The sequence below is a fragment of the Polaromonas sp. P1_F4 genome (assembly GCF_056405675.1).
Genome location: NZ_JBFUBP010000002.1, coordinates 286,277 through 303,273, shown reverse-complemented (window position 1 = coordinate 303,273; position 16,997 = coordinate 286,277). Strand labels below are relative to the sequence as shown.

Genomic DNA, 16,997 nt, shown 5'->3' with positions numbered 1-16,997 from the left:
AATGCCTGTTTTTGCCTCCAGACCAATGGTGGCGGGCGCAAGCAGCTATTAAATTCGTAGCAAACTACCTTTCGACTTTCAATGGCAAAACCCAAAACAGTCGCCGTGGTCGACTACGGCATGGGCAACCTGCACTCCGTGTCACAGGCTGTTCGCCATGTGGCGGGCGGCAGCGGCTTTGACGTGCTGGTCACCTCCCGGGCCGAAGATGTGATGTCGGCCGAACGCATAGTGCTGCCTGGCCAGGGCGCCATTGCCGACTGCATGCGCGAGCTCGCAGATTCCGGCATGCTGGAGTCGGTGCTGCACGCTGCCGCCAACAAGCCGCTGTTCGGCGTTTGTGTCGGCATGCAGATGCTGCTGAGCCACAGCGACGAAGGCCAGCCCGGCGACGGCGGTGTGGGCACCACCGGCCTCGGATTAATCCCTGGGGAGGTCACCAAATTCGAGCTGGCCGGCAAAATCCAGCCCGACGGCAGCCGTTACAAGGTGCCGCAGATGGGCTGGAACCAGGTTTACCAAAATGGTGCGGGCACGGCCAGGGCCCACCCGGTCTGGGCCGGCGTGCCCGACGGTGCGTACTTTTATTTTGTACACAGCTTTTATGCCCGGCCGTCGGATGCACACCACATCGCGGGGGAAGCCGACTACGGCGCGCGCTTTACGGCGGCGATTGCACGCGATAATATTTTTGCCACCCAGTTCCACCCCGAAAAGAGTGCCGACCACGGGCTGGCCCTGTACCGCAATTTCCTGCACTGGAATCCCTGAATACCTTGGGTCAGACCCGGTACCGGGGCGTCCGGCTTTTTGTTACCCTGAGCGTCCGTTTTGTCCTTTACCGTTTTACCGTCTTTAACCGCACATGCTACTTATCCCCGCGATTGACCTGAAAGACGGTCACTGCGTCCGCCTCAAACAGGGCGACATGGATCAATCCACCATCTTCAGCGAAGACCCGGCCGCCATGGCGCGCAGCTGGGTCGACAAGGGCGCGCGGCGCCTGCACCTGGTGGACCTGAACGGCGCCTTTGCAGGCAAGCCCAAGAACGAGGCCGCCATCAAGCAGATCCTGGCCGAAGTCGGCAGCGAAATCGACGTGCAGCTGGGCGGCGGCATCCGCGACCTGGACACCATCGAGCGCTACCTCGACGCTGGCCTGCGCTACGTCATCATCGGCACAGCCGCTGTGAAGAACCCCGGCTTCCTGCAAGACGCGTGCACCGCGTTCGGCGGCCACATCATCGTCGGCCTGGACGCCAAGGACGGCAAAGTAGCCACCGACGGCTGGAGCAAGATGACCGGCCACGAGGTCGTAGACCTCGGCAAGAAATTCCAGGACTACGGCGTCGAATCCATCATCTACACCGACATCGGCCGCGACGGCATGCTCACCGGCATCAACATCGACGCCACCGTCAAGCTCGCCCAGGCGCTGACGATTCCCGTGATCGCTTCGGGCGGCCTTTCGAACATGGCTGACATCGAAAAACTCTGCGAAGTCGAGGAAGAGGGCGTGGAAGGCGTGATCTGCGGCCGCTCGATTTACAGCGGCGATCTTGACTTTGAGAAAGCACAAGCCAGAGCTGACGAACTGAACGGATAAGGCATGCGCATGTTCACCCGCGCCGCGTACTGGCTGATACTCACGTTGTTTGCGTCAGCCGGTGCCGTCAAGGCGCAACCTGCCGCGTCTCCTCAGGCCTTTGAGCTTTGTTACACCGCTAATACTGGCCCCGCCGATGCAACCGGCGCCATCTCCCCTCGTAGCGCTACGCAGAAACAACAACTGATCGAGTGTTTGAGCAAGACACCCGATAGCGATCCGCGCAAGGCTTATTTGCTGAGTCAGGAACGTAGTCCTCCCGCGATTTGTGCTTCCGCAAAATCCGCCTTTTTACCTGGGTTGGAGGCCTGCGGCGCGGAGCAGGCCGATGCACAGAATTATCGGGAAGCCCACGCCACGTTTCATGCCGCAGTCATGGCGGGTTCCGCCACCGCACTGAGCATCCTCCTCGAAGAGTCGATGGATGAGGACGGGTTTGGCGCGGTTATCCTGCCTGCCGAAAAAGCCTTCTACGCTTACCTGTTCTGTAGCGCGGGCGCCGGCCTGCAGGTCAACCAGCCGCCGGAAATCCTGTATGTCCCATCTTTGCGCCGGCGGGACGCTCCGCAGCTTCCGATCCTCTCCGCGGATCGAGCGGCAGCCTGCGCTGCGGGCGTTGAGCGGCAGTACGGCGCGAAACTGACCGTTCAGCAAAGGAAGGACGTGCGAAGTCGGGCCGCAGTGACTGCTGCCGATATTCCCGGCAAAGCCCGTGCTTTTTTGGCCCAGTACCCTGAATACCGACCTTTCAACGCAGCCTACCGTTAGCCTATTCATGCTCGCTAAACGAATCATTCCTTGCCTTGATGTGACTGGCGGCCGCGTGGTCAAAGGCGTCAACTTCACCCAGCTGCGCGACGCCGGCGACCCGGTCGAAATCGCCGCACGCTACAACGAGCAGGGCGCCGACGAGCTCACTTTCCTCGACATCACGGCCACCAGCGACGGGCGTGACCTGATCCTGCCGATCATCGAGGCAGTTGCTTCCCAGGTTTTCATCCCTCTTACCGTGGGCGGCGGTGTTCGCACCGTCGAAGACGTGCGCCGTTTACTCAATTCCGGCGCCGACAAGACCAGCTTCAACTCGGCCGCCATCGCCAACCCACAGGTGATCGCCGACGCTTCCGCCAAATACGGCTCGCAGTGCATCGTGGTGGCGATCGACGCCAAACGCCGTGGCGTGGAGGACGAAAAGCGCCTCACACCCACCGGCGAACCGGTCGGCCCGGGCTGGGATGTGTACAGCCACGGCGGGCGCAAGAACACCGGCCTGGACGCCGTGGCCTGGGCCACCGAGATGGCGCGTCGCGGTGCCGGCGAGATCTTGCTGACCAGCATGGACCGCGACGGCACCAAGTCGGGCTTTGACCTGGCGCTGACCCGCGCGGTGAGCGACGCTATCAGCGTGCCGGTGATCGCCTCGGGCGGCGTTGGCAACCTGGAGCACCTGGCCGACGGCATACAAAATGGCGGTGCCGACGCGGTGCTGGCTGCCAGCATCTTTCATTACGGCGAATACACCGTTCAGCAGGCCAAGCAGCATATGGCAGCGCGTGGCATCCCCGTCCGTCTGTAGAGTTTATTAAGCTTTTTAGGCCTATCGCCCAATAAATATGGGCGCCAGCAGCTCCTGATTTAATAGCAAACTCTTTTTGGTCGAAACCTGCAAATGGCGAGACCGCATGGTTTGGCGGCTTGTAATACTGTCGTTCAGCGCAATCTTGGACAATACACACCATGAACTGGTTAGATGAAGTCAGCTGGGACGACAAGGGCCTGATCCCTGTCATTGCGCAGGAAGCCTCCAGTGGCGATGTGCTCATGTTCGCCTGGATGAACCGCGAGGCGCTGCAAAAAACTGCTGAGCTTGGCCAGGCGGTGTATTTCAGCCGCTCGCGCGGGCGGCTCTGGCACAAGGGTGAGGAATCCGGCAACCAGCAAACGGTCCATGAGATCCGCCTGGACTGCGACAACGACGTGATTTTGCTCAAGGTGACGCAGTTGGGCCACACGCCGGGCATCGCTTGCCACACAGGCCGCCACAGCTGCTTTTTCAGTGTGTATAAAAGCGGCCAATGGGTGGTGACTGAGCCGGTCCTGAAAGACCCGACAACCATGTATAAAAAAGCATCAACAGACTCCGGCAAACATGACCACGAATGACTCCCTCCAGCGCCTGGCGCAGATCATCGAAAGCCGCAAGGCGGCCAACGGCGGTGACCCGGACACCAGCTATGTGGCGCGCCTGCTGCATAAAGGCCCCGACGCTTTCCTGAAAAAAATCGGCGAAGAAGCCACGGAAACCGTGATGGCGGCCAAAGACATCGACCATGGCGGGCCCACGGCAGAGCTCAAGGGCAAGCTGGTTGGCGAAGTGGCCGATCTGTGGTTTCACAGCCTGATTGCGCTGGCGCATTACGGCCTCAGCCCGCTGGACGTGATTGCCGAGCTGGAGCGCCGCGAAGGCACCAGCGGCATTGAAGAAAAAGCCTTGCGCAAGGCCCAGCGCCGTGATGCGGCCGAAAAGCCCTGAGCCTGGCATTGCTGGCTGCCATTACCTGTGGCTGATTTCCTTCCCCCTGTATCGCCTCATATCGCTTTGACTGGAACCTGAACGCATGGAAACCGACCTGGCCGAATTCGAAGGCAAGAATCCCGCCGACCGCACCATCATGCATGTGCTGTACGGCCTGCACACGCTGGCCTGGTTCAGCGGCGGTGTGTTTGCGGTGATCGCCGTCATCATCAACTACATTCGCCGCGCGGATGAAACCGATGCGCTCTACATCGACCACCACAACTACATGATTCGCACCTTCTGGTGGACGCTTGCGTGGCTGGTGCTGCTGTCGCCGCTGTGGCTGTTGATTGTGCCGGGGTGGGTGGCCTATGGCATTGTCTGCCTCTGGTACCTGTACCGCTGCGTGCGTGGCTGGATGCGTTTTAACAGCCACCGTCCTGCGTAATTTCCTTGAGTCACGACCCAGCCATGAACCACTCCGACACCTGCATTTTCTGCAAGATCGCCGCGGGCACCATCCCAAGCCGGAAAGTGTACGAAGACGACGAGCTGTACGCTTTTCACGACATCAACCCGTGGGCGCCCGTGCATTTCCTGATCATTCCCAAGGACCATATTCCGTCCATGGCCCAGGTTGGCCCCGAACACGCCGCCCTGCTGGGGCGCATGATGGTGCTGGCCCCCAAACTGGCGATGGAGCAGGGTTGTAACCCGTATCCGGAGGGCGGCTACCGGATCGTGACCAATACCGGCGCCGAAGGCGGACAAGAGGTGCATCACCTGCACTTTCACGTGATTGGCGGCCCGCGGCCATGGCTGAAGGGCTAGAAGGGCTAGAAGGGTTACAAGCCAAAGGGAACCCCGGTGCCCACAACCACACTAAACCGGTAGGCCAATGTGTGTAATCGGTTTTCCGGCAGGCAGGGCCTTTAGAATCAACGCAATTGCGTGCAAACCGCCCCAAACCGGCAATGTTGCATTTACACCTGTATTTACAGATTAGGAGCAAATCATGGGTTCATTTTCCATCTGGCACTGGCTGATCGTGCTGTTGATCGTGGTGATGGTTTTCGGCACCAAAAAGCTGAAAAACATGGGCAGCGACCTCGGCGGCGCCGTCAAGGGTTTCAAGGACGGCATGAAGGACGGCAGCCAGCCCCCCGCTGACGTGCCCGTGCCGCCTGCCAGCGTCACGAACGCGCAGGCATCGGATAAAACGACGATCGACGTCGAAGCCCGTCAAAAATCTTAATTCGGCCTGACATTCAGTGATCGACCTCGGCATCTCCAAAATGGCGCTGATCGGCGCCGTGGCGCTGATCGTTATCGGCCCGGAGAAGCTTCCGCGCGTGGCGCGCACCGTGGGTACGTTGCTGGGCAAGGCGCAGCGTTATGTGGCCGACGTCAAAAACGAGGTCAACCGCTCCATGGAGCTGGACGAGCTCAAGAAGATGAAGGAAACCGTTGAGGGAGCCGCCCGCGACGTAGAGAACTCCATCCAGACCAACGCCAGCGATTTTGAAAAATCCTGGGCCGAGGCCACGGGCGAGTCGTCCTCCGGCGCCCTGCCGGGCATGGAAATCTTCCCCGAGTACAGGCACCCGAAAAAGAAGTGGCGGCTCAAGCAGGGCGCGACACCCCAGTGGTACAAGGCCCGTTCGGGCGTGCGCACCAAGGCCCAGTCCGGCGCGGCCCGCGTGGCGCGCTTCCGTCCGCAGCCGGGCCGCATGCCTTGAGCTGCTTTCCTGCTGATTTCCTCCTGTTTGCGTGCCCCCCCGCGCAGCCCTACCAGCGCAAATTCCCCTCATGAGCGATCCCCACACCGACAAGCCCGACGAACTCGCGGGCACCGAGCAGCCTTTTGTGCAGCACCTCGTGGAGCTGCGCGACCGGATGATCAAGGCGGTGATTGCCATCGGCATTGCGGCTGCCGTGCTGGCGGTGTACCCCGGCGCCAGCGCACTCTATGACCTGATGGCCGCCCCGCTGGTGGCCACGCTTCCCAAGGGCGCCACGCTGATCGCCATCAGCGTGATCACGCCGTTCGTGGTGCCCATCAAGATCCTCTTCATGGCCGCCTTCATGATCGCGCTGCCGGTGGTGCTGTACCAGGTGTGGGCCTTTGTCGCACCGGGCCTGTATTCGCATGAGAAAAAACTGGTCATGCCGCTGGTGGTTTCCAGCACCCTGCTGTTTTTCATCGGCGTGGCGTTTTGTTATTACTTCGTGTTTGGCCAGGTGTTCGCCTTCATCCAGAGCTTTGCGCCCAAGTCCATCACGGCGACGCCGGACATCGAGGAATACCTGAGCTTCGTGCTGGGCATGTTCCTGGCGTTCGGGCTGGCCTTTGAAGTGCCGATTGCGGTGATCCTGCTGGTGCGCATGGGCATACTCACCGTGGCCCAGCTGCGACAGTACCGCGGCTATTTCTGGGTGATTGCCGCCATCGGCACCGCCCTGGTCACCCCGCCCGACGCCGGCTCCATGATCATGTTGCTGATGGTGGTGGGCGGGCTGTATGAGGTCGGCATCCTGGCGGCCCTGTTGTTCGTCAAGCACACCAAGGTGCCAGAGACCGACAGCGACACCGAAGCGGCCAAGCCCTGATTTCCCGCCGGGGCTGTTCAAAAAACCTTGGGTAAAAATGGCTGCAGCCCAATATGGCCGGGCGCAAGCAGCTATTAATTCAATAGCATCTTCGCATTGATGGCTGAGGGTCCCTGCCGCCCCGGCCGATCAGCGCTGCTGAACCTTGGGCCGCTGGCGCTTGCCGGGCGTCACCGGAATCTCGGTCTGCTTGTCCTTGCGCAGCACCGTCAACGGCGCCGGCGTACCGGGCTTGAGGGCTGCCACAGCGGTCAACAACTGGCTCACGTTGCGCACGCCCTTGCCGTTCACGGCGGTGATCACATCGCCGGGCAGAAGGCCGGCCTGCGCGGCCGGGCCGTTTTGCAGAACGCCGGTGATGATGACTCCGCCTTCTTTGGCCGCAGCCGCCGGAAGGCCGAATGTTTCAGCGAGTTCGGGGTTGAGGTCCTGCGGCTCCACGCCGATCCAGCCCCGCGTGACCTGGCCGTCCTTCACGATGCCGTCGAGCACCAGCTTGGCGGTCGACACCGGGATGGCAAAACCAATGCCCATGGAGCCGCCCGAGCGCGAATAAATCGCGGTGTTGATGCCCATCAGGTTGCCGTTCACGTCGACCAGCGCGCCGCCCGAATTACCGGGGTTGATGGCGGCGTCGGTCTGGATGAAATTTTCAAAGGTGTTGATGCCCAGCTGGTTGCGCCCCAGTGCGCTCACGATGCCGCCGGTGACCGTCTGGCCCACGCCAAACGGGTTGCCGATGGCCAGCACCGCGTCGCCCACCTGCAGGGCGTCGGAGTTGCCCAGCACGATGACGGGCAGCTTGTCCAGGTCGATCTTGAGGATGGCCAGGTCGGTGTCCGGGTCGGTGCCTATGACCTGTGCTTTTGCCTTGCGCGTGTCATTGAGGATGACCTCGATCTCGTCGGCGCCTTCCACCACGTGGTTGTTGGTCAGGATGTAGCCGCTGGCGCTGATGATGACGCCGCTGCCCAGTCCGCCCTGCGGTTCATTGGGGCTCTGGTCGCCGAAGAAAAACTTGAACCACGGGTCTTCGGCATGCGGGTTTTTGGCGGCGGCCTTGCTGGTGTTGATGCTGACCACCGCCGCAGAAGCAACTTTGGCCGCCGACGCGAAGCCGCTTCCGGCACCGCCGCTGCGCGGCGCGCTGCCGGCCGGGGCCTCGATGACGGACACGCCCGGCATGTTGCCGCGGTCCAGCCACTGCGGCTTGAGCGTGGCCACCACGAAGTAGGCCGCCAGCAGGACGGTGACGGTTTGGGAAAAAAGAAGCCAGGTGCGTTTCATGAGGCGTGAGGGTCGGCGTGCCGGTACGAAGGTGCGGAAGACGAAAGGGGGCGGGAATCCGGGGCGGCACAGGGCCGGAAGGGGCGCGGCGCCAACTGATGGAGTTTATCGCTTCGGGTCCCCGCTCGCTGTAAGGAAGCACGCCGGCTGGCTCCGGTACCATGTTCCTGGCTGCCGCAAGGCCGCAGCCGCGGGCAGCCTGAACCGCCGCCCGCGGTCAACAACCATAACGGAGGTGACAACATGCATCAGTGTTCAAGGCGGACCTGGCTCGCGCGTGGCGCGGCCGCATTGACAGCGGGTTCGGCGGGACTGGCATTGCCGGTTCTGGCCGCACCCACGGCGACGAAATTTCCGGCCAGTGTGGTGGCGCAGGGCACCACACTGCAGCTCAACGGCGCCGGCACCCGCTTCAAGGCCATTTTCAAGGTCTATGACATGGCCCTGTACACGAGCCGCAAGGTCTCGTCGGCCGACGAGGCGATGAAGCTGGGAACGCCCATACGCCTGGCCTTTGTGGCGCTACGCGAAGTCTCCGGCACCGACCTGGGCCGGCTCTTCCTGCGAGGCATGGCCGACAACTCAAGCCGCGACGCTGTCAGCCGCCACTCGGTGTCGAGCAACCGGCTGATCGATATCTTCTCGGGCCGCAGCAAGCTGATGCCCGGCGATTCATTCGCGATGGAGTTTGTTCCGGGCAAGGGCACCAGCTTTTTCATCGCCGAGCAGCCGCAGGGCGCAGCCGTCGGTGATGCGGAGTTCTTTCGCATGGTGCTGGGCATCTGGCTGGGGTCCGTTCCGGCGGACTTCATGCTCAAGGACGCTTTGCTGGGCCTCGAGAAAAGCTGAGCATCCTCAGGCAGCGCCCTGAGACAATGGGGCCATGAGCACCACACGACAGGACTTGCTGCAGGCCTTTGACACGCTTTTGCAGCCCGCGCGCTTCAAGGACTACGGCCCCAACGGCCTGCAGGTCGAAGGCAAACCCTCGGTCGGCAAGATCGTTTCCGGCGTTACCGCCAGCCTGGCGCTGATCGAAGCGGCCATTGCGGCGCAGGCCGACGCCATCTTTGTGCACCACGGCCTGTTCTGGCGTGGCCAGGACGGCCGCGTCACGGGCTGGATGAAGCAGCGCCTGGCGTTGCTGCTGGCGCACGACATCAACCTCTATGCCTACCACCTGCCGCTGGACGCGCATCCCGAGCTTGGCAACAACGCGCAGCTGGGCTTGCAGTTAGGCCTCACGGCCACAGGCCACTTTGGCGAGCAGGACCTGGGGTTTATCGGTGGCCGTACCGGTGGCGCGGCATTTGCGGATGCGACTGCGTTGGCGTCGCACGTCGAACAAGTGCTAAATCGGCCTGTAACCAAAGCAGGTCCGGCGCGAGCAGCTATCAAAAACATAGCGTGGTGCACCGGCGGCGCGCAGGGGTATTTTGAGGCGGCGATTGCCGCAGGCGCAGACGCCTTCATCACCGGCGAGATTTCCGAACCCCAGGCGCACTACGCGCGAGAGATGGGCGTGGCCTTTATTGCCTGCGGGCACCACGCCTCCGAGCGCTACGGCGCGCCGGCCGTGGCGGCGCAGGTTGCCGCGCAGCTCGGCCTTGTTCACCAGTTCATCGACATCGACAACCCGGCCTGAAGCGTTTCTTGCGGGAATCAGGCCGGCTTGTGGCGCTGCCGCCCGGTTCGGCTGGCGTTGGGGCTGGCGTTAGGGCTGGCGGGTTTGGCCCGCAGCGGGGTTTGCGGCGCGGCGTTTCGCAGCGCGTGCCAGCTGGAGCCCAGCTCGGCATGCTCCACCGGCACGGCGGTGCGGGTTTCCGGATCCAGCAGCGCGGCGCGGGAGCGCATGGCGCGGGCAGCCTGCGCCACAGACTGCGCTTCGTGCAGCAGCTGGGCGACGTCCTTGCCGGCGATCGACAGATGAACGATGCCAACGGCAATGTCCGGCTTGATCCGGGCACGCCCCCCGCCCAGGGCCGTCACGTCCATCGGCCGGCGCAGGTCGGAGGCCACGCGCAGGCCCATTGTGCGTATCCAGCGCGGCGAATGCATGGTTTCCAGCAGCACCACAAAGCAGCGGTCGTAGTAGCGGCCGGCCGGGTTGACAGCGCCGGTGTGGCGCTGAATGCGGCGCGCCATCTGGATGTAGATTTCGTTCAGGCCGGCCTGGCCGATCTGGGGCAGCAGGCCTTCGGGCTCGAACAGCAGCACGGCCATCAACGCGCCGTCGCGCCGCGTGCGCAGACGCCGGCGCTGCGCACGGATGATTTTCTGCACCATCGCCACGCCGTCATAGAGCTGGGTGATCGGGTCATGCCCCGACGCTTCGCCGTGCTTCAGCTGCCGGGTCTGCCGGTTGCGCAGCCACAGCATGGCGGCCGTGATGACCACACTGAGCAAGGCTGCCATGGCCACGCCGGCCTGCAGCGGCAGTGAAAACCGGGTGGGGCTCAGCGCCAGGCCGTACAGGCCGATCTGCGCGGGCAGCGTCAGCAGGCAGCCCAGCGCCAGGCCCCAGGCCATCCGGTCACCGAGTTGCGTGGCGCGCACCGACAGCCACAGCACCACGGAAAGATTGACGACGGCGAGCGTTGCCGAGGCGGGCAGGGCCCACTGCGGCTCCAGCAGCAGGCAGAGCGGCCCGCCGGCGATGCAGACCAGGGTGATGGTTAACAGGCTGACCTTCATCAGGTGGTCGCGCTGGTGGGCCGACAGCCATTTGCTGGCGCCGAAGCTGCCCATCGACGCGCAAGCCGGCCCGACAAGGAGTTGCGCAATGCCCAGCGACTCCTTGCCGTCCGGCCAGAGCTCCATGGGCAGGCCGCACAGCAGCATCACCACCAGCCAGCAAAGCACGAGGTAAGCCAGGGTCTGCCAGGCAGCGCGGGTGCGGCTGTAAAGGGCATCGGCCAGGGCCAGCAGCAGCACCAGGCCAAGTGCGCCGGCCGCAGCACTCCACAGCATCATTTCACCGTCGGACATCAGGACGGGCATGGCAGCATTCATGGCAGGCTGATGTCCTGCGCGCTGGTTGCCTGCCGCTGCGATGTGGTTTGCGCCAAAATACCCCCAGCATGCATCTGACCGACCCCCCTGAATTCATTGATCCGGCGCCGCGCTGTGCCGCCGGTGTGTTGACCTGTTTCTTTGTGATTATGGGGTTTCCTGTAACCAAATGCACCCTGCGGCCGCAATTCACCGCGGCGGCGCCCGGCTTGTGAACAAGCCGCTGCTCATCACCATGGGTGACGCCGCCGGCATCGGCCCGGAGATCATCGCCAGGGCTTTTCGCGACGCGCCCGTTGACATGGCGGGCTGCGCCGTGGTGGGTGATGTCGCCACGATGCGCCGCGCTGCCGCGTTGACAGCGTCCCCGCTGGCGCTGCCGGTGGCCCGGCTGGACACCCTGGCCGATGCGGCGGGCGTGCCGCCCCATTGCATCGGGGTGTTGCAAAAATGCGAGTTGGAGGCCGTGCCTTACGGCCAGGTCAATGGCCGGGCCGGCCAGGCTGCGGCCGACTGCATCGTCTGGGCGGCCCGCAGCGTGCTGGCCGGTGAGGCTTGCGCCATGGTGACGGCGCCCATCCACAAGGAAGCACTGGCGGCGGCCGGCGGCTGGGCGGCCGCTTTTCCGGGCCACACCGAAATGCTTCAGGCCGAGGCGGCCGCTTTTCTGGGTAAATCGGCGGCGGACGTGCCGGTGCGCATGATGCTGGCCAACGATGAACTCAAGACCGTGTTGGTGAGCATTCACATGTCACTGCGGCGCGCCATTGAGGCCGTCACCTTTGACAACGTGCTGCAGACTTTGCGCATCACCCATCGTGCAGTGGCTACCAGCCTGGGCCGGGCGCCGCGCATCGCGGTGGCGGGGCTGAATCCGCACGCCGGCGAAGGGGGGCTGTTCGGCAGCGAAGAGCAGTCCATCATCGCGCCGGCTATCGCTGCCGCTCGCGCAGAAGGCCTGGATGTGAGCGGTCCCTTCGCACCCGACACGGTGTTCATGCGCGCCCGCCATGCCGCCGGCAAGCCCGGCGAATTTGACGTGGTGGTGGCGATGTACCACGACCAGGGGCTGATCCCGGTCAAGTACCTGGGCGTGGAGCAGGGCGTGAATGTGACGCTGGGGCTGCCGCTGGTGCGCACGAGCCCCGACCACGGCACGGCGTTTGACATCGCCGGGCGCGGCGTGGCCGATGCGTCCAGCCTGTTGGCAGCCGTCCGCATGGCGCGCCAGCTGGCCCTTTCCCGGATTTAAGGTAAATTGGGCTGCAGCCCAATAGGGATGAGCGCAAGCAGCTATAAAATCAATAGCACCTTCCCCGTCTTCGCAAGCAGGGGCCGCGGATCTGGCTTTGCCAGTCCGCAGGCGCCGTCCCCTGTAGGGAGAGGTCCGCTACACGAAGTGAGCGAGCCACAGGGGGGTTACTTTTTTAGACTGTCTCGGATTTCGCGCAGCAGCATGATGTCTTCAGGCGGCGCGGCGGGCGATGGTGCGGCTTCGTGGTGACGTTTGAGTCGGTTGATCTGCTTGACCATCAGGAAAATGATGAAGGCCAGGATGACGAAGTTGACGCTCACCGTCAGGAAGTGGCCGTAGGCAAACACCGGGACGCCCGCCTTTTTAAGGGCTTCAAGCGACATGTCGGTGCCCGGCGGCACGGTGCCCAGCAACACGTACATGCTGGAAAAGTCCAGCTTGCCGAAGACCAGGCCCACCACCGGCATGATCAGGTCGCTCACCACGGCGTCGACGATCTTGCCGAAAGCGGCCCCGATGATCACGCCCACGGCCAGATCGATCACATTGCCCTTGACGGCAAATTCCTTGAATTCCTGCATCATTCCCATGAGTCTCTCCTGTTATTGGCAGCGGTTGCCGGCCGTGCCGGTGTTCTGCGAAAAAAATGATTATGAAGGCTGTGCGTGTTTTCGGGCGGCGCGGAAGGGTCGGCTTGCAACAAAGTATGCGAAGGCGGCCGGCTGCCTTAAAAACAGGCACTTCCAGCCCAGCCATGCGGGCCGCCACCGCCCGGGCCGGGCCCTCTGCCTTGAAAAACGACATCGCGCTCCGCTACAATTGCGGGTTGACCCCACTAAGCCTCCCACCAAGCCTATTTCAAGCCAGTTCTTGAAGGACTCTCATGACCCAAGCAAGCGAAGCAAGCGCGAACGGTGTGCCCCACGGCGCCCCCGTCGATAAAGATAAAAGAAACTGGCTCGTGGCCACCTGCGCTGTAGGCGGCGCAGGCGTTGCAGCCACCGCAATCCCCTTTGTCAGCACTTTCCAGCCCTCCGAAAAAGCCAAGGCTGCCGGTGCGGCCGTCGAGGTCGATATCTCCGGTGTGAAGCCCGGCGAAAAGATCACGGTGGAATGGCGCGGCAAGCCCGTCTGGATCATCAAACGCACGCCCGAGCAGCTCGCCGAGCTGCCCAAGGTCGATGCCCTCCTGGCCGACCCCAAATCCGAGCGCAAGCCCGACGAACTGACCCCTGAATACGCCCGCAACGAAAACCGCTCCATCAAGCCCGAAACGCTGGTGGTGGTGGGCATCTGCTCGCACCTGGGCTGCTCGCCTTCCGACAAGTTCCAGCCTGGCGCGCAGCCTTCGCTGCCCAACGACTGGGCCGGCGGTTTCCTGTGCCCCTGCCATGGCTCGACCTTCGACATGGCCGGCCGCGTGTACAAGAACAAGCCTGCGCCGGACAACCTGGAAGTGCCGCCGCACATGTACCTCTCGGACACCCGTCTGCTGATTGGTGAAGACAAGAAGGCCTGAAGGCGCTTGCCTTAACCCGCGTTAACCAAGCTCCTTCACAAGACCCTGTAGCCAGCACCTGATACCCGCCGACCTTTCTGCCGCGTACCAGGTGCTTGCCAAAGAATCCCACCGAACCAGGATCAGTTATGGCTGAATTCAAAGAAATTTCCCCCGATGCCCCGCTCGCCGTCAAGGCGATGAACTGGGTCGACAACCGGTTTCCCGCCAGCAAGCTCTACAAAGAGCACATGAGCGAGTACTACGCACCGAAGAACTTCAACTTCTGGTACATCTTCGGCTCGCTGGCCATGCTGGTGCTGGTCATCCAGATCGTCACCGGCATCTTCCTCACGATGAATTACAAGCCCGATGCCGCGCTGGCCTTCGGCTCTGTCGAATACATCATGCGCGACGTGCCCTGGGGCTGGCTGATCCGCTACATGCACTCCACCGGTGCTTCCGCCTTCTTCGTGGTGGTCTACCTGCACATGTTCCGCGGCCTGCTCTACGGCAGCTACCGCAAGCCGCGCGAGCTGGTCTGGATCTTCGGCTGCGCGATTTTCCTGTGCCTGATGGCCGAGGCCTTCATGGGCTACCTGCTGCCATGGGGCCAGATGAGCTACTGGGGCGCCCAGGTGATCGTCAACCTGTTTGCCGCCATCCCTTTCATCGGCCCTGACCTCGCGCTGCTGATCCGCGGCGACTATGTGGTCGGCGACGCGACGCTGAACCGCTTCTTTGCTTTCCACGTCATCGCCGTGCCGCTGGTGCTGCTGGGCCTGGTGGCCGCGCACATCATCGCACTGCATGAAGTCGGCTCCAACAACCCTGACGGCGTTGAAATCAAGGGTCCGAATGCACCGAAGGACGCCGCAGGTCACCCGCTCGACGGCATTCCCTTCCACCCTTATTACACGGTGCACGACATCTTTGGTGTGAGCGTCTTCCTGATGATCTTCACGGCGATCATCTTTTTCGCGCCCGAGTTCGGCGGCTACTTCCTGGAGTACAACAACTTCATCCCGGCCGACCCGCTGAAGACGCCTGCGCACATCGCACCGGTCTGGTACTTCACGCCTTACTACTCGATGCTGCGCGCCATCACCGGTGAAATGGCCGGTGCACTGGGCATCATCGCGATCGTCGCCGCAGTGCTTGCCGCCCGCAAACTCTCCGGCATCTTCAAGCCGGCGGTGCTGGTGATTGCCATTGGCGCGGCCTTGCTGCTGGGCCTGCTGCCTTCCATCGCCAACTGGATCGGCCTGGTCATTCCTTCCGCCGGCGCCGGTATCGCGCAGGGCCTGGATGCGCTGGCCAAACCGCTGGCCGGCGTGCCTTTCCTGGGCGAACTCTGGGGCATGATGATCAAGGGTATCGACGCCAAGTTCTGGGGCGTGGTCGTGATGGGTGGTGCGGTCATCATCCTGTTCTTCCTGCCATGGCTGGACCACAGCCCGGTCAAGTCGATCCGCTACCGCCCTGACTGGCACAAATACCTCTACGGCATCTTTGTCGTGAATTTCCTGGTGCTCGGTTACCTGGGCGTTCAGCCGCCATCGGCCATCGGTGAGCGCGTGTCCCAGCTCGGCACCCTGTTCTATTTTGGTTTCTTCCTTTTGATGCCGTGGTGGAGCCGCCTGGGTACGCCCAAAACGCCGCCTGACCGTATTATTTTCCACGGTCACTAAGCAGGAGATAACAACAATGAAAAAACTGATTTTTTCCCTGATCGCGGCCCTGGGCCTGGTTGCCGGTGCACACGCTTCCGAAGGCGGCATGGCCTGGGACAAGGCGCCGAACAATACGAATGACCTGGGCTCCCTGCAAAACGGCGCCAAGCTGTTCGTCAATTACTGCCTGAACTGCCACTCCGCTGCTTTCATGCGTTTTAACCGCCTGAAAGACATCGGCCTGACCGAGCAGCAAATCAAGGACAACTTGTTGTTCACGACCGAAAAGGTCGGCGACACCATGAAGGCCGCGATTGATCCCAAGCAGGCGAAGGACTGGTTCGGTGGCAATCCCCCCGACCTGACCGTGATTGCGCGTTCGCGCTCGGGTGCCGGCGGCACGGGTGCTGATTACCTTTACACCTACCTGCGTACCTACTACCGCGACGAAACCAAAGCCACAGGCTGGAACAACCTGGCTTTCCCCAGTGTGGCCATGCCGCATGTGCTGTGGGAACTGCAGGGTGTGCGCGCGCCGGTGTTCGACGAAAAGGAAGAGCACGGCCACAAGGTGTCGGTCTTCAAGGGCTGGAAGCAGGTCACGCCCGGCACCATGACGCCGCTGCAGTATGACCAGGCGATGGGTGACCTCGTGGGTTACCTGCAATGGATGGGCGAGCCGGCCCAGAACACCCGTATTCGTGTCGGCGTCTGGGTGCTGATTTTCCTTCTCGGCTTGACCTTTGTTGCCTGGCGCCTGAATGCGGCGTTCTGGAAAGACGTCAAGTAATTTTTCGCCGGGGCTAAGCTCCCGGCACCTTCTGGAGTGGATGCTTTCAATGTATCCACTCCTTTGCATTTAGGAGTTCCGCACCATGATGGTCCTTTATTCAGGCACGACCTGCCCCTTCTCGCACCGCTGCCGTTTTGTGCTGTTTGAAAAGGGCATGGATTTCGAGATTCGCGATGTTGACCTGTACAACAAGCCCGAAGACATCAATGTGATGAACCCATACGGGCAGGTACCTATCCTGGTCGAGCGCGACCTGATTCTGTACGAATCGAACATCATCAACGAGTACATCGACGAGCGCTTTCCGCACCCGCAACTCATGCCCGGCGACCCGGTTGACCGTGCGCGCGTGCGCCTCTTCCTGCTGAACTTCGAAAAAGAACTGTTCGTCCACGTCAGCACGCTGGAATCGCGCGCCTCCAAAGGCAACGAAAAGGCGCTTGAAAAAGCCCGTTCGCACATCCGCGACCGCCTGACGCAGCTCGCGCCGATCTTCCTGAAAAACAAGTTCATGCTGGGCGACAACTTCTCCATGCTGGACGTGGCGATTGCCCCGCTGCTGTGGCGCCTGGACTACTACGACATTGACCTGTCGAAAAATGCCGCACCGCTGCTCAAGTATGCGGAACGCATTTTTTCGCGCCCCGCCTATATCGAAGCACTGACGCCGTCTGAGAAAGTGATGCGCAAGTAATGACCCCCACGCTTGTCGCTTCGCGTACTGCGCTGCCCCCCGAGGGGGCGC

22 protein-coding genes are annotated in these 16,997 nt (G+C 62.4%); 19 read left to right on the top strand and 3 right to left on the bottom strand.

Annotated features, from left to right (window positions below):
- Positions 1 to 81: 81 nt before the first annotated feature.
- The 11 genes from hisH (at position 82) to tatC (ending at position 6,734) form a co-directional block, all read left to right on the top strand.
- Entirely contained in the window at positions 82 to 771 is a 690-nt protein-coding gene (gene hisH / locus AC1DYQ_RS06445; protein ID WP_477669864.1) for an imidazole glycerol phosphate synthase subunit HisH, read from the top strand.
- Positions 772 to 865: 94 nt separating this feature from the next.
- On the top strand, positions 866 to 1,606 hold the full coding sequence (hisA, locus tag AC1DYQ_RS06440; RefSeq protein ID WP_477650971.1) for a 1-(5-phosphoribosyl)-5-[(5-phosphoribosylamino)methylideneamino]imidazole-4-carboxamide isomerase: 741 nt from the start codon (positions 866 to 868) through the stop codon (positions 1,604 to 1,606).
- Positions 1,607 to 1,615: 9 nt separating this feature from the next.
- The gene (locus AC1DYQ_RS06435; protein WP_477686077.1) at positions 1,616 to 2,374 is read left to right on the top strand and encodes a hypothetical protein; all 759 of its coding nucleotides are present in this window, start codon (positions 1,616 to 1,618) and stop codon (positions 2,372 to 2,374) included.
- 7 nt (positions 2,375 to 2,381) lie between these two features.
- Positions 2,382 to 3,182: an imidazole glycerol phosphate synthase subunit HisF gene (gene hisF / locus AC1DYQ_RS06430; protein WP_477686076.1), complete on the top strand. Its 801-nt coding sequence runs from the start codon at positions 2,382 to 2,384 to the stop codon at positions 3,180 to 3,182.
- 161 nt (positions 3,183 to 3,343) lie between these two features.
- Positions 3,344 to 3,769 (top strand): phosphoribosyl-AMP cyclohydrolase, encoded by a 426-nt coding sequence (gene hisI / locus AC1DYQ_RS06425; protein WP_477686075.1) that lies wholly within the window; start codon positions 3,344 to 3,346, stop codon positions 3,767 to 3,769.
- Entirely contained in the window at positions 3,756 to 4,139 is a 384-nt protein-coding gene (locus tag AC1DYQ_RS06420; protein WP_477686074.1) for a phosphoribosyl-ATP diphosphatase, read from the top strand. Before hisI ends, AC1DYQ_RS06420 begins: the two co-directional genes overlap by 14 nt.
- An 85-nt stretch (positions 4,140 to 4,224) precedes the next feature.
- Positions 4,225 to 4,572: a DUF4870 family protein gene (locus AC1DYQ_RS06415; protein ID WP_477686073.1), complete on the top strand. Its 348-nt coding sequence runs from the start codon at positions 4,225 to 4,227 to the stop codon at positions 4,570 to 4,572.
- Positions 4,573 to 4,595: 23 nt separating this feature from the next.
- Positions 4,596 to 4,955, top strand: coding sequence for a histidine triad nucleotide-binding protein (locus AC1DYQ_RS06410; protein WP_457279704.1), 360 nt, complete (start codon positions 4,596 to 4,598; stop codon positions 4,953 to 4,955).
- A 184-nt stretch (positions 4,956 to 5,139) separates the two neighbouring features.
- The gene (gene tatA / locus AC1DYQ_RS06405) at positions 5,140 to 5,379 is read left to right on the top strand and encodes a Sec-independent protein translocase subunit TatA (protein WP_477686072.1); all 240 of its coding nucleotides are present in this window, start codon (positions 5,140 to 5,142) and stop codon (positions 5,377 to 5,379) included.
- 16 nt (positions 5,380 to 5,395) lie between these two features.
- A complete protein-coding gene (gene tatB, locus AC1DYQ_RS06400; protein WP_457279703.1) occupies positions 5,396 to 5,863 on the top strand; it encodes a Sec-independent protein translocase protein TatB in 468 nt (155 codons plus the stop codon).
- A gap of 70 nt (positions 5,864 to 5,933) precedes the next feature.
- On the top strand, positions 5,934 to 6,734 hold the full coding sequence (gene tatC, locus AC1DYQ_RS06395) for a twin-arginine translocase subunit TatC (RefSeq protein WP_477672777.1): 801 nt from the start codon (positions 5,934 to 5,936) through the stop codon (positions 6,732 to 6,734).
- Positions 6,735 to 6,863: 129 nt separating this feature from the next.
- Here the strand turns inward: tatC and AC1DYQ_RS06390 are convergent, their stop codons facing one another.
- Positions 6,864 to 8,021 (bottom strand): S1C family serine protease, encoded by a 1,158-nt coding sequence (locus tag AC1DYQ_RS06390; protein WP_477650970.1) that lies wholly within the window; start codon positions 8,019 to 8,021, stop codon positions 6,864 to 6,866.
- 243 nt (positions 8,022 to 8,264) lie between these two features.
- Between AC1DYQ_RS06390 and AC1DYQ_RS06385 the strand changes: the two genes are divergently transcribed.
- Positions 8,265 to 8,870 (top strand): chalcone isomerase family protein, encoded by a 606-nt coding sequence (locus AC1DYQ_RS06385; RefSeq protein ID WP_457279700.1) that lies wholly within the window; start codon positions 8,265 to 8,267, stop codon positions 8,868 to 8,870.
- Positions 8,871 to 8,904: 34 nt separating this feature from the next.
- Positions 8,905 to 9,666 carry a Nif3-like dinuclear metal center hexameric protein gene (locus AC1DYQ_RS06380; protein WP_477686071.1) on the top strand — a complete coding sequence of 254 codons (762 nt, stop codon included), beginning with the start codon at positions 8,905 to 8,907 and terminating at the stop codon, positions 9,664 to 9,666.
- Between the two features lie 17 nt (positions 9,667 to 9,683).
- On the opposite strand, the gene AC1DYQ_RS06375 is transcribed toward AC1DYQ_RS06380, so the two are convergent.
- A complete protein-coding gene (locus AC1DYQ_RS06375) occupies positions 9,684 to 11,033 on the bottom strand; it encodes a hypothetical protein (protein ID WP_477686070.1) in 1,350 nt (449 codons plus the stop codon).
- Between the two features lie 68 nt (positions 11,034 to 11,101).
- Here AC1DYQ_RS06375 and AC1DYQ_RS06370 point away from each other — a divergent pair, with 68 nt between their 5' ends.
- Both AC1DYQ_RS06370 and pdxA read left to right on the top strand, forming a co-directional pair.
- Complete coding sequence (locus AC1DYQ_RS06370; protein ID WP_477686069.1) at positions 11,102 to 11,248, top strand: hypothetical protein; 147 nt, start codon at positions 11,102 to 11,104, stop codon at positions 11,246 to 11,248.
- The gene (pdxA, locus tag AC1DYQ_RS06365) at positions 11,245 to 12,285 is read left to right on the top strand and encodes a 4-hydroxythreonine-4-phosphate dehydrogenase PdxA (RefSeq protein ID WP_477686068.1); all 1,041 of its coding nucleotides are present in this window, start codon (positions 11,245 to 11,247) and stop codon (positions 12,283 to 12,285) included. Before AC1DYQ_RS06370 ends, pdxA begins: the two co-directional genes overlap by 4 nt.
- Before the next feature lie 167 nt (positions 12,286 to 12,452).
- Here the strand turns inward: pdxA and mscL are convergent, their stop codons facing one another.
- Complete coding sequence (gene mscL / locus AC1DYQ_RS06360) at positions 12,453 to 12,878, bottom strand: large conductance mechanosensitive channel protein MscL (RefSeq protein ID WP_477686067.1); 426 nt, start codon at positions 12,876 to 12,878, stop codon at positions 12,453 to 12,455.
- A gap of 293 nt (positions 12,879 to 13,171) precedes the next feature.
- On the opposite strand from mscL, the gene petA reads away from it, so the two are divergent.
- The 4 genes from petA (at position 13,172) to AC1DYQ_RS06340 (ending at position 16,946) form a co-directional block, all read left to right on the top strand.
- Positions 13,172 to 13,807, top strand: coding sequence for a ubiquinol-cytochrome c reductase iron-sulfur subunit (gene petA / locus AC1DYQ_RS06355; RefSeq protein WP_457279695.1), 636 nt, complete (start codon positions 13,172 to 13,174; stop codon positions 13,805 to 13,807).
- Between the two features lie 128 nt (positions 13,808 to 13,935).
- Positions 13,936 to 15,477, top strand: a complete 1,542-nt coding sequence (locus AC1DYQ_RS06350; protein ID WP_477686066.1) for a cytochrome b — start codon at positions 13,936 to 13,938, stop codon at positions 15,475 to 15,477.
- 16 nt (positions 15,478 to 15,493) lie between these two features.
- Positions 15,494 to 16,249, top strand: a complete 756-nt coding sequence (locus tag AC1DYQ_RS06345; protein WP_457279693.1) for a cytochrome c1 — start codon at positions 15,494 to 15,496, stop codon at positions 16,247 to 16,249.
- 85 nt (positions 16,250 to 16,334) lie between these two features.
- Complete coding sequence (locus AC1DYQ_RS06340) at positions 16,335 to 16,946, top strand: glutathione S-transferase N-terminal domain-containing protein (RefSeq protein ID WP_007868077.1); 612 nt, start codon at positions 16,335 to 16,337, stop codon at positions 16,944 to 16,946.
- The last annotated feature ends 51 nt before the right edge of the window (positions 16,947 to 16,997 follow it).

Coding starts and splice junctions, on each gene's coding strand:
- hisH (WP_477669864.1), top strand. CDS start 82: ATGGCAAAACCCAAAACAGTCGCCGTGGTCGACTACGGCATGGGCAAC.
- hisA (WP_477650971.1), top strand. CDS start 866: ATGCTACTTATCCCCGCGATTGACCTGAAAGACGGTCACTGCGTCCGC.
- AC1DYQ_RS06435 (WP_477686077.1), top strand. CDS start 1,616: ATGTTCACCCGCGCCGCGTACTGGCTGATACTCACGTTGTTTGCGTCA.
- hisF (WP_477686076.1), top strand. CDS start 2,382: ATGCTCGCTAAACGAATCATTCCTTGCCTTGATGTGACTGGCGGCCGC.
- hisI (WP_477686075.1), top strand. CDS start 3,344: ATGAACTGGTTAGATGAAGTCAGCTGGGACGACAAGGGCCTGATCCCT.
- AC1DYQ_RS06420 (WP_477686074.1), top strand. CDS start 3,756: ATGACCACGAATGACTCCCTCCAGCGCCTGGCGCAGATCATCGAAAGC.
- AC1DYQ_RS06415 (WP_477686073.1), top strand. CDS start 4,225: ATGGAAACCGACCTGGCCGAATTCGAAGGCAAGAATCCCGCCGACCGC.
- AC1DYQ_RS06410 (WP_457279704.1), top strand. CDS start 4,596: ATGAACCACTCCGACACCTGCATTTTCTGCAAGATCGCCGCGGGCACC.
- tatA (WP_477686072.1), top strand. CDS start 5,140: ATGGGTTCATTTTCCATCTGGCACTGGCTGATCGTGCTGTTGATCGTG.
- tatC (WP_477672777.1), top strand. CDS start 5,934: ATGAGCGATCCCCACACCGACAAGCCCGACGAACTCGCGGGCACCGAG.
- AC1DYQ_RS06390 (WP_477650970.1), bottom strand. CDS start 8,021: ATGAAACGCACCTGGCTTCTTTTTTCCCAAACCGTCACCGTCCTGCTG.
- AC1DYQ_RS06385 (WP_457279700.1), top strand. CDS start 8,265: ATGCATCAGTGTTCAAGGCGGACCTGGCTCGCGCGTGGCGCGGCCGCA.
- AC1DYQ_RS06380 (WP_477686071.1), top strand. CDS start 8,905: ATGAGCACCACACGACAGGACTTGCTGCAGGCCTTTGACACGCTTTTG.
- AC1DYQ_RS06375 (WP_477686070.1), bottom strand. CDS start 11,033: ATGAATGCTGCCATGCCCGTCCTGATGTCCGACGGTGAAATGATGCTG.
- AC1DYQ_RS06370 (WP_477686069.1), top strand. CDS start 11,102: ATGCATCTGACCGACCCCCCTGAATTCATTGATCCGGCGCCGCGCTGT.
- mscL (WP_477686067.1), bottom strand. CDS start 12,878: ATGGGAATGATGCAGGAATTCAAGGAATTTGCCGTCAAGGGCAATGTG.
- petA (WP_457279695.1), top strand. CDS start 13,172: ATGACCCAAGCAAGCGAAGCAAGCGCGAACGGTGTGCCCCACGGCGCC.
- AC1DYQ_RS06350 (WP_477686066.1), top strand. CDS start 13,936: ATGGCTGAATTCAAAGAAATTTCCCCCGATGCCCCGCTCGCCGTCAAG.
- AC1DYQ_RS06345 (WP_457279693.1), top strand. CDS start 15,494: ATGAAAAAACTGATTTTTTCCCTGATCGCGGCCCTGGGCCTGGTTGCC.
- AC1DYQ_RS06340 (WP_007868077.1), top strand. CDS start 16,335: ATGATGGTCCTTTATTCAGGCACGACCTGCCCCTTCTCGCACCGCTGC.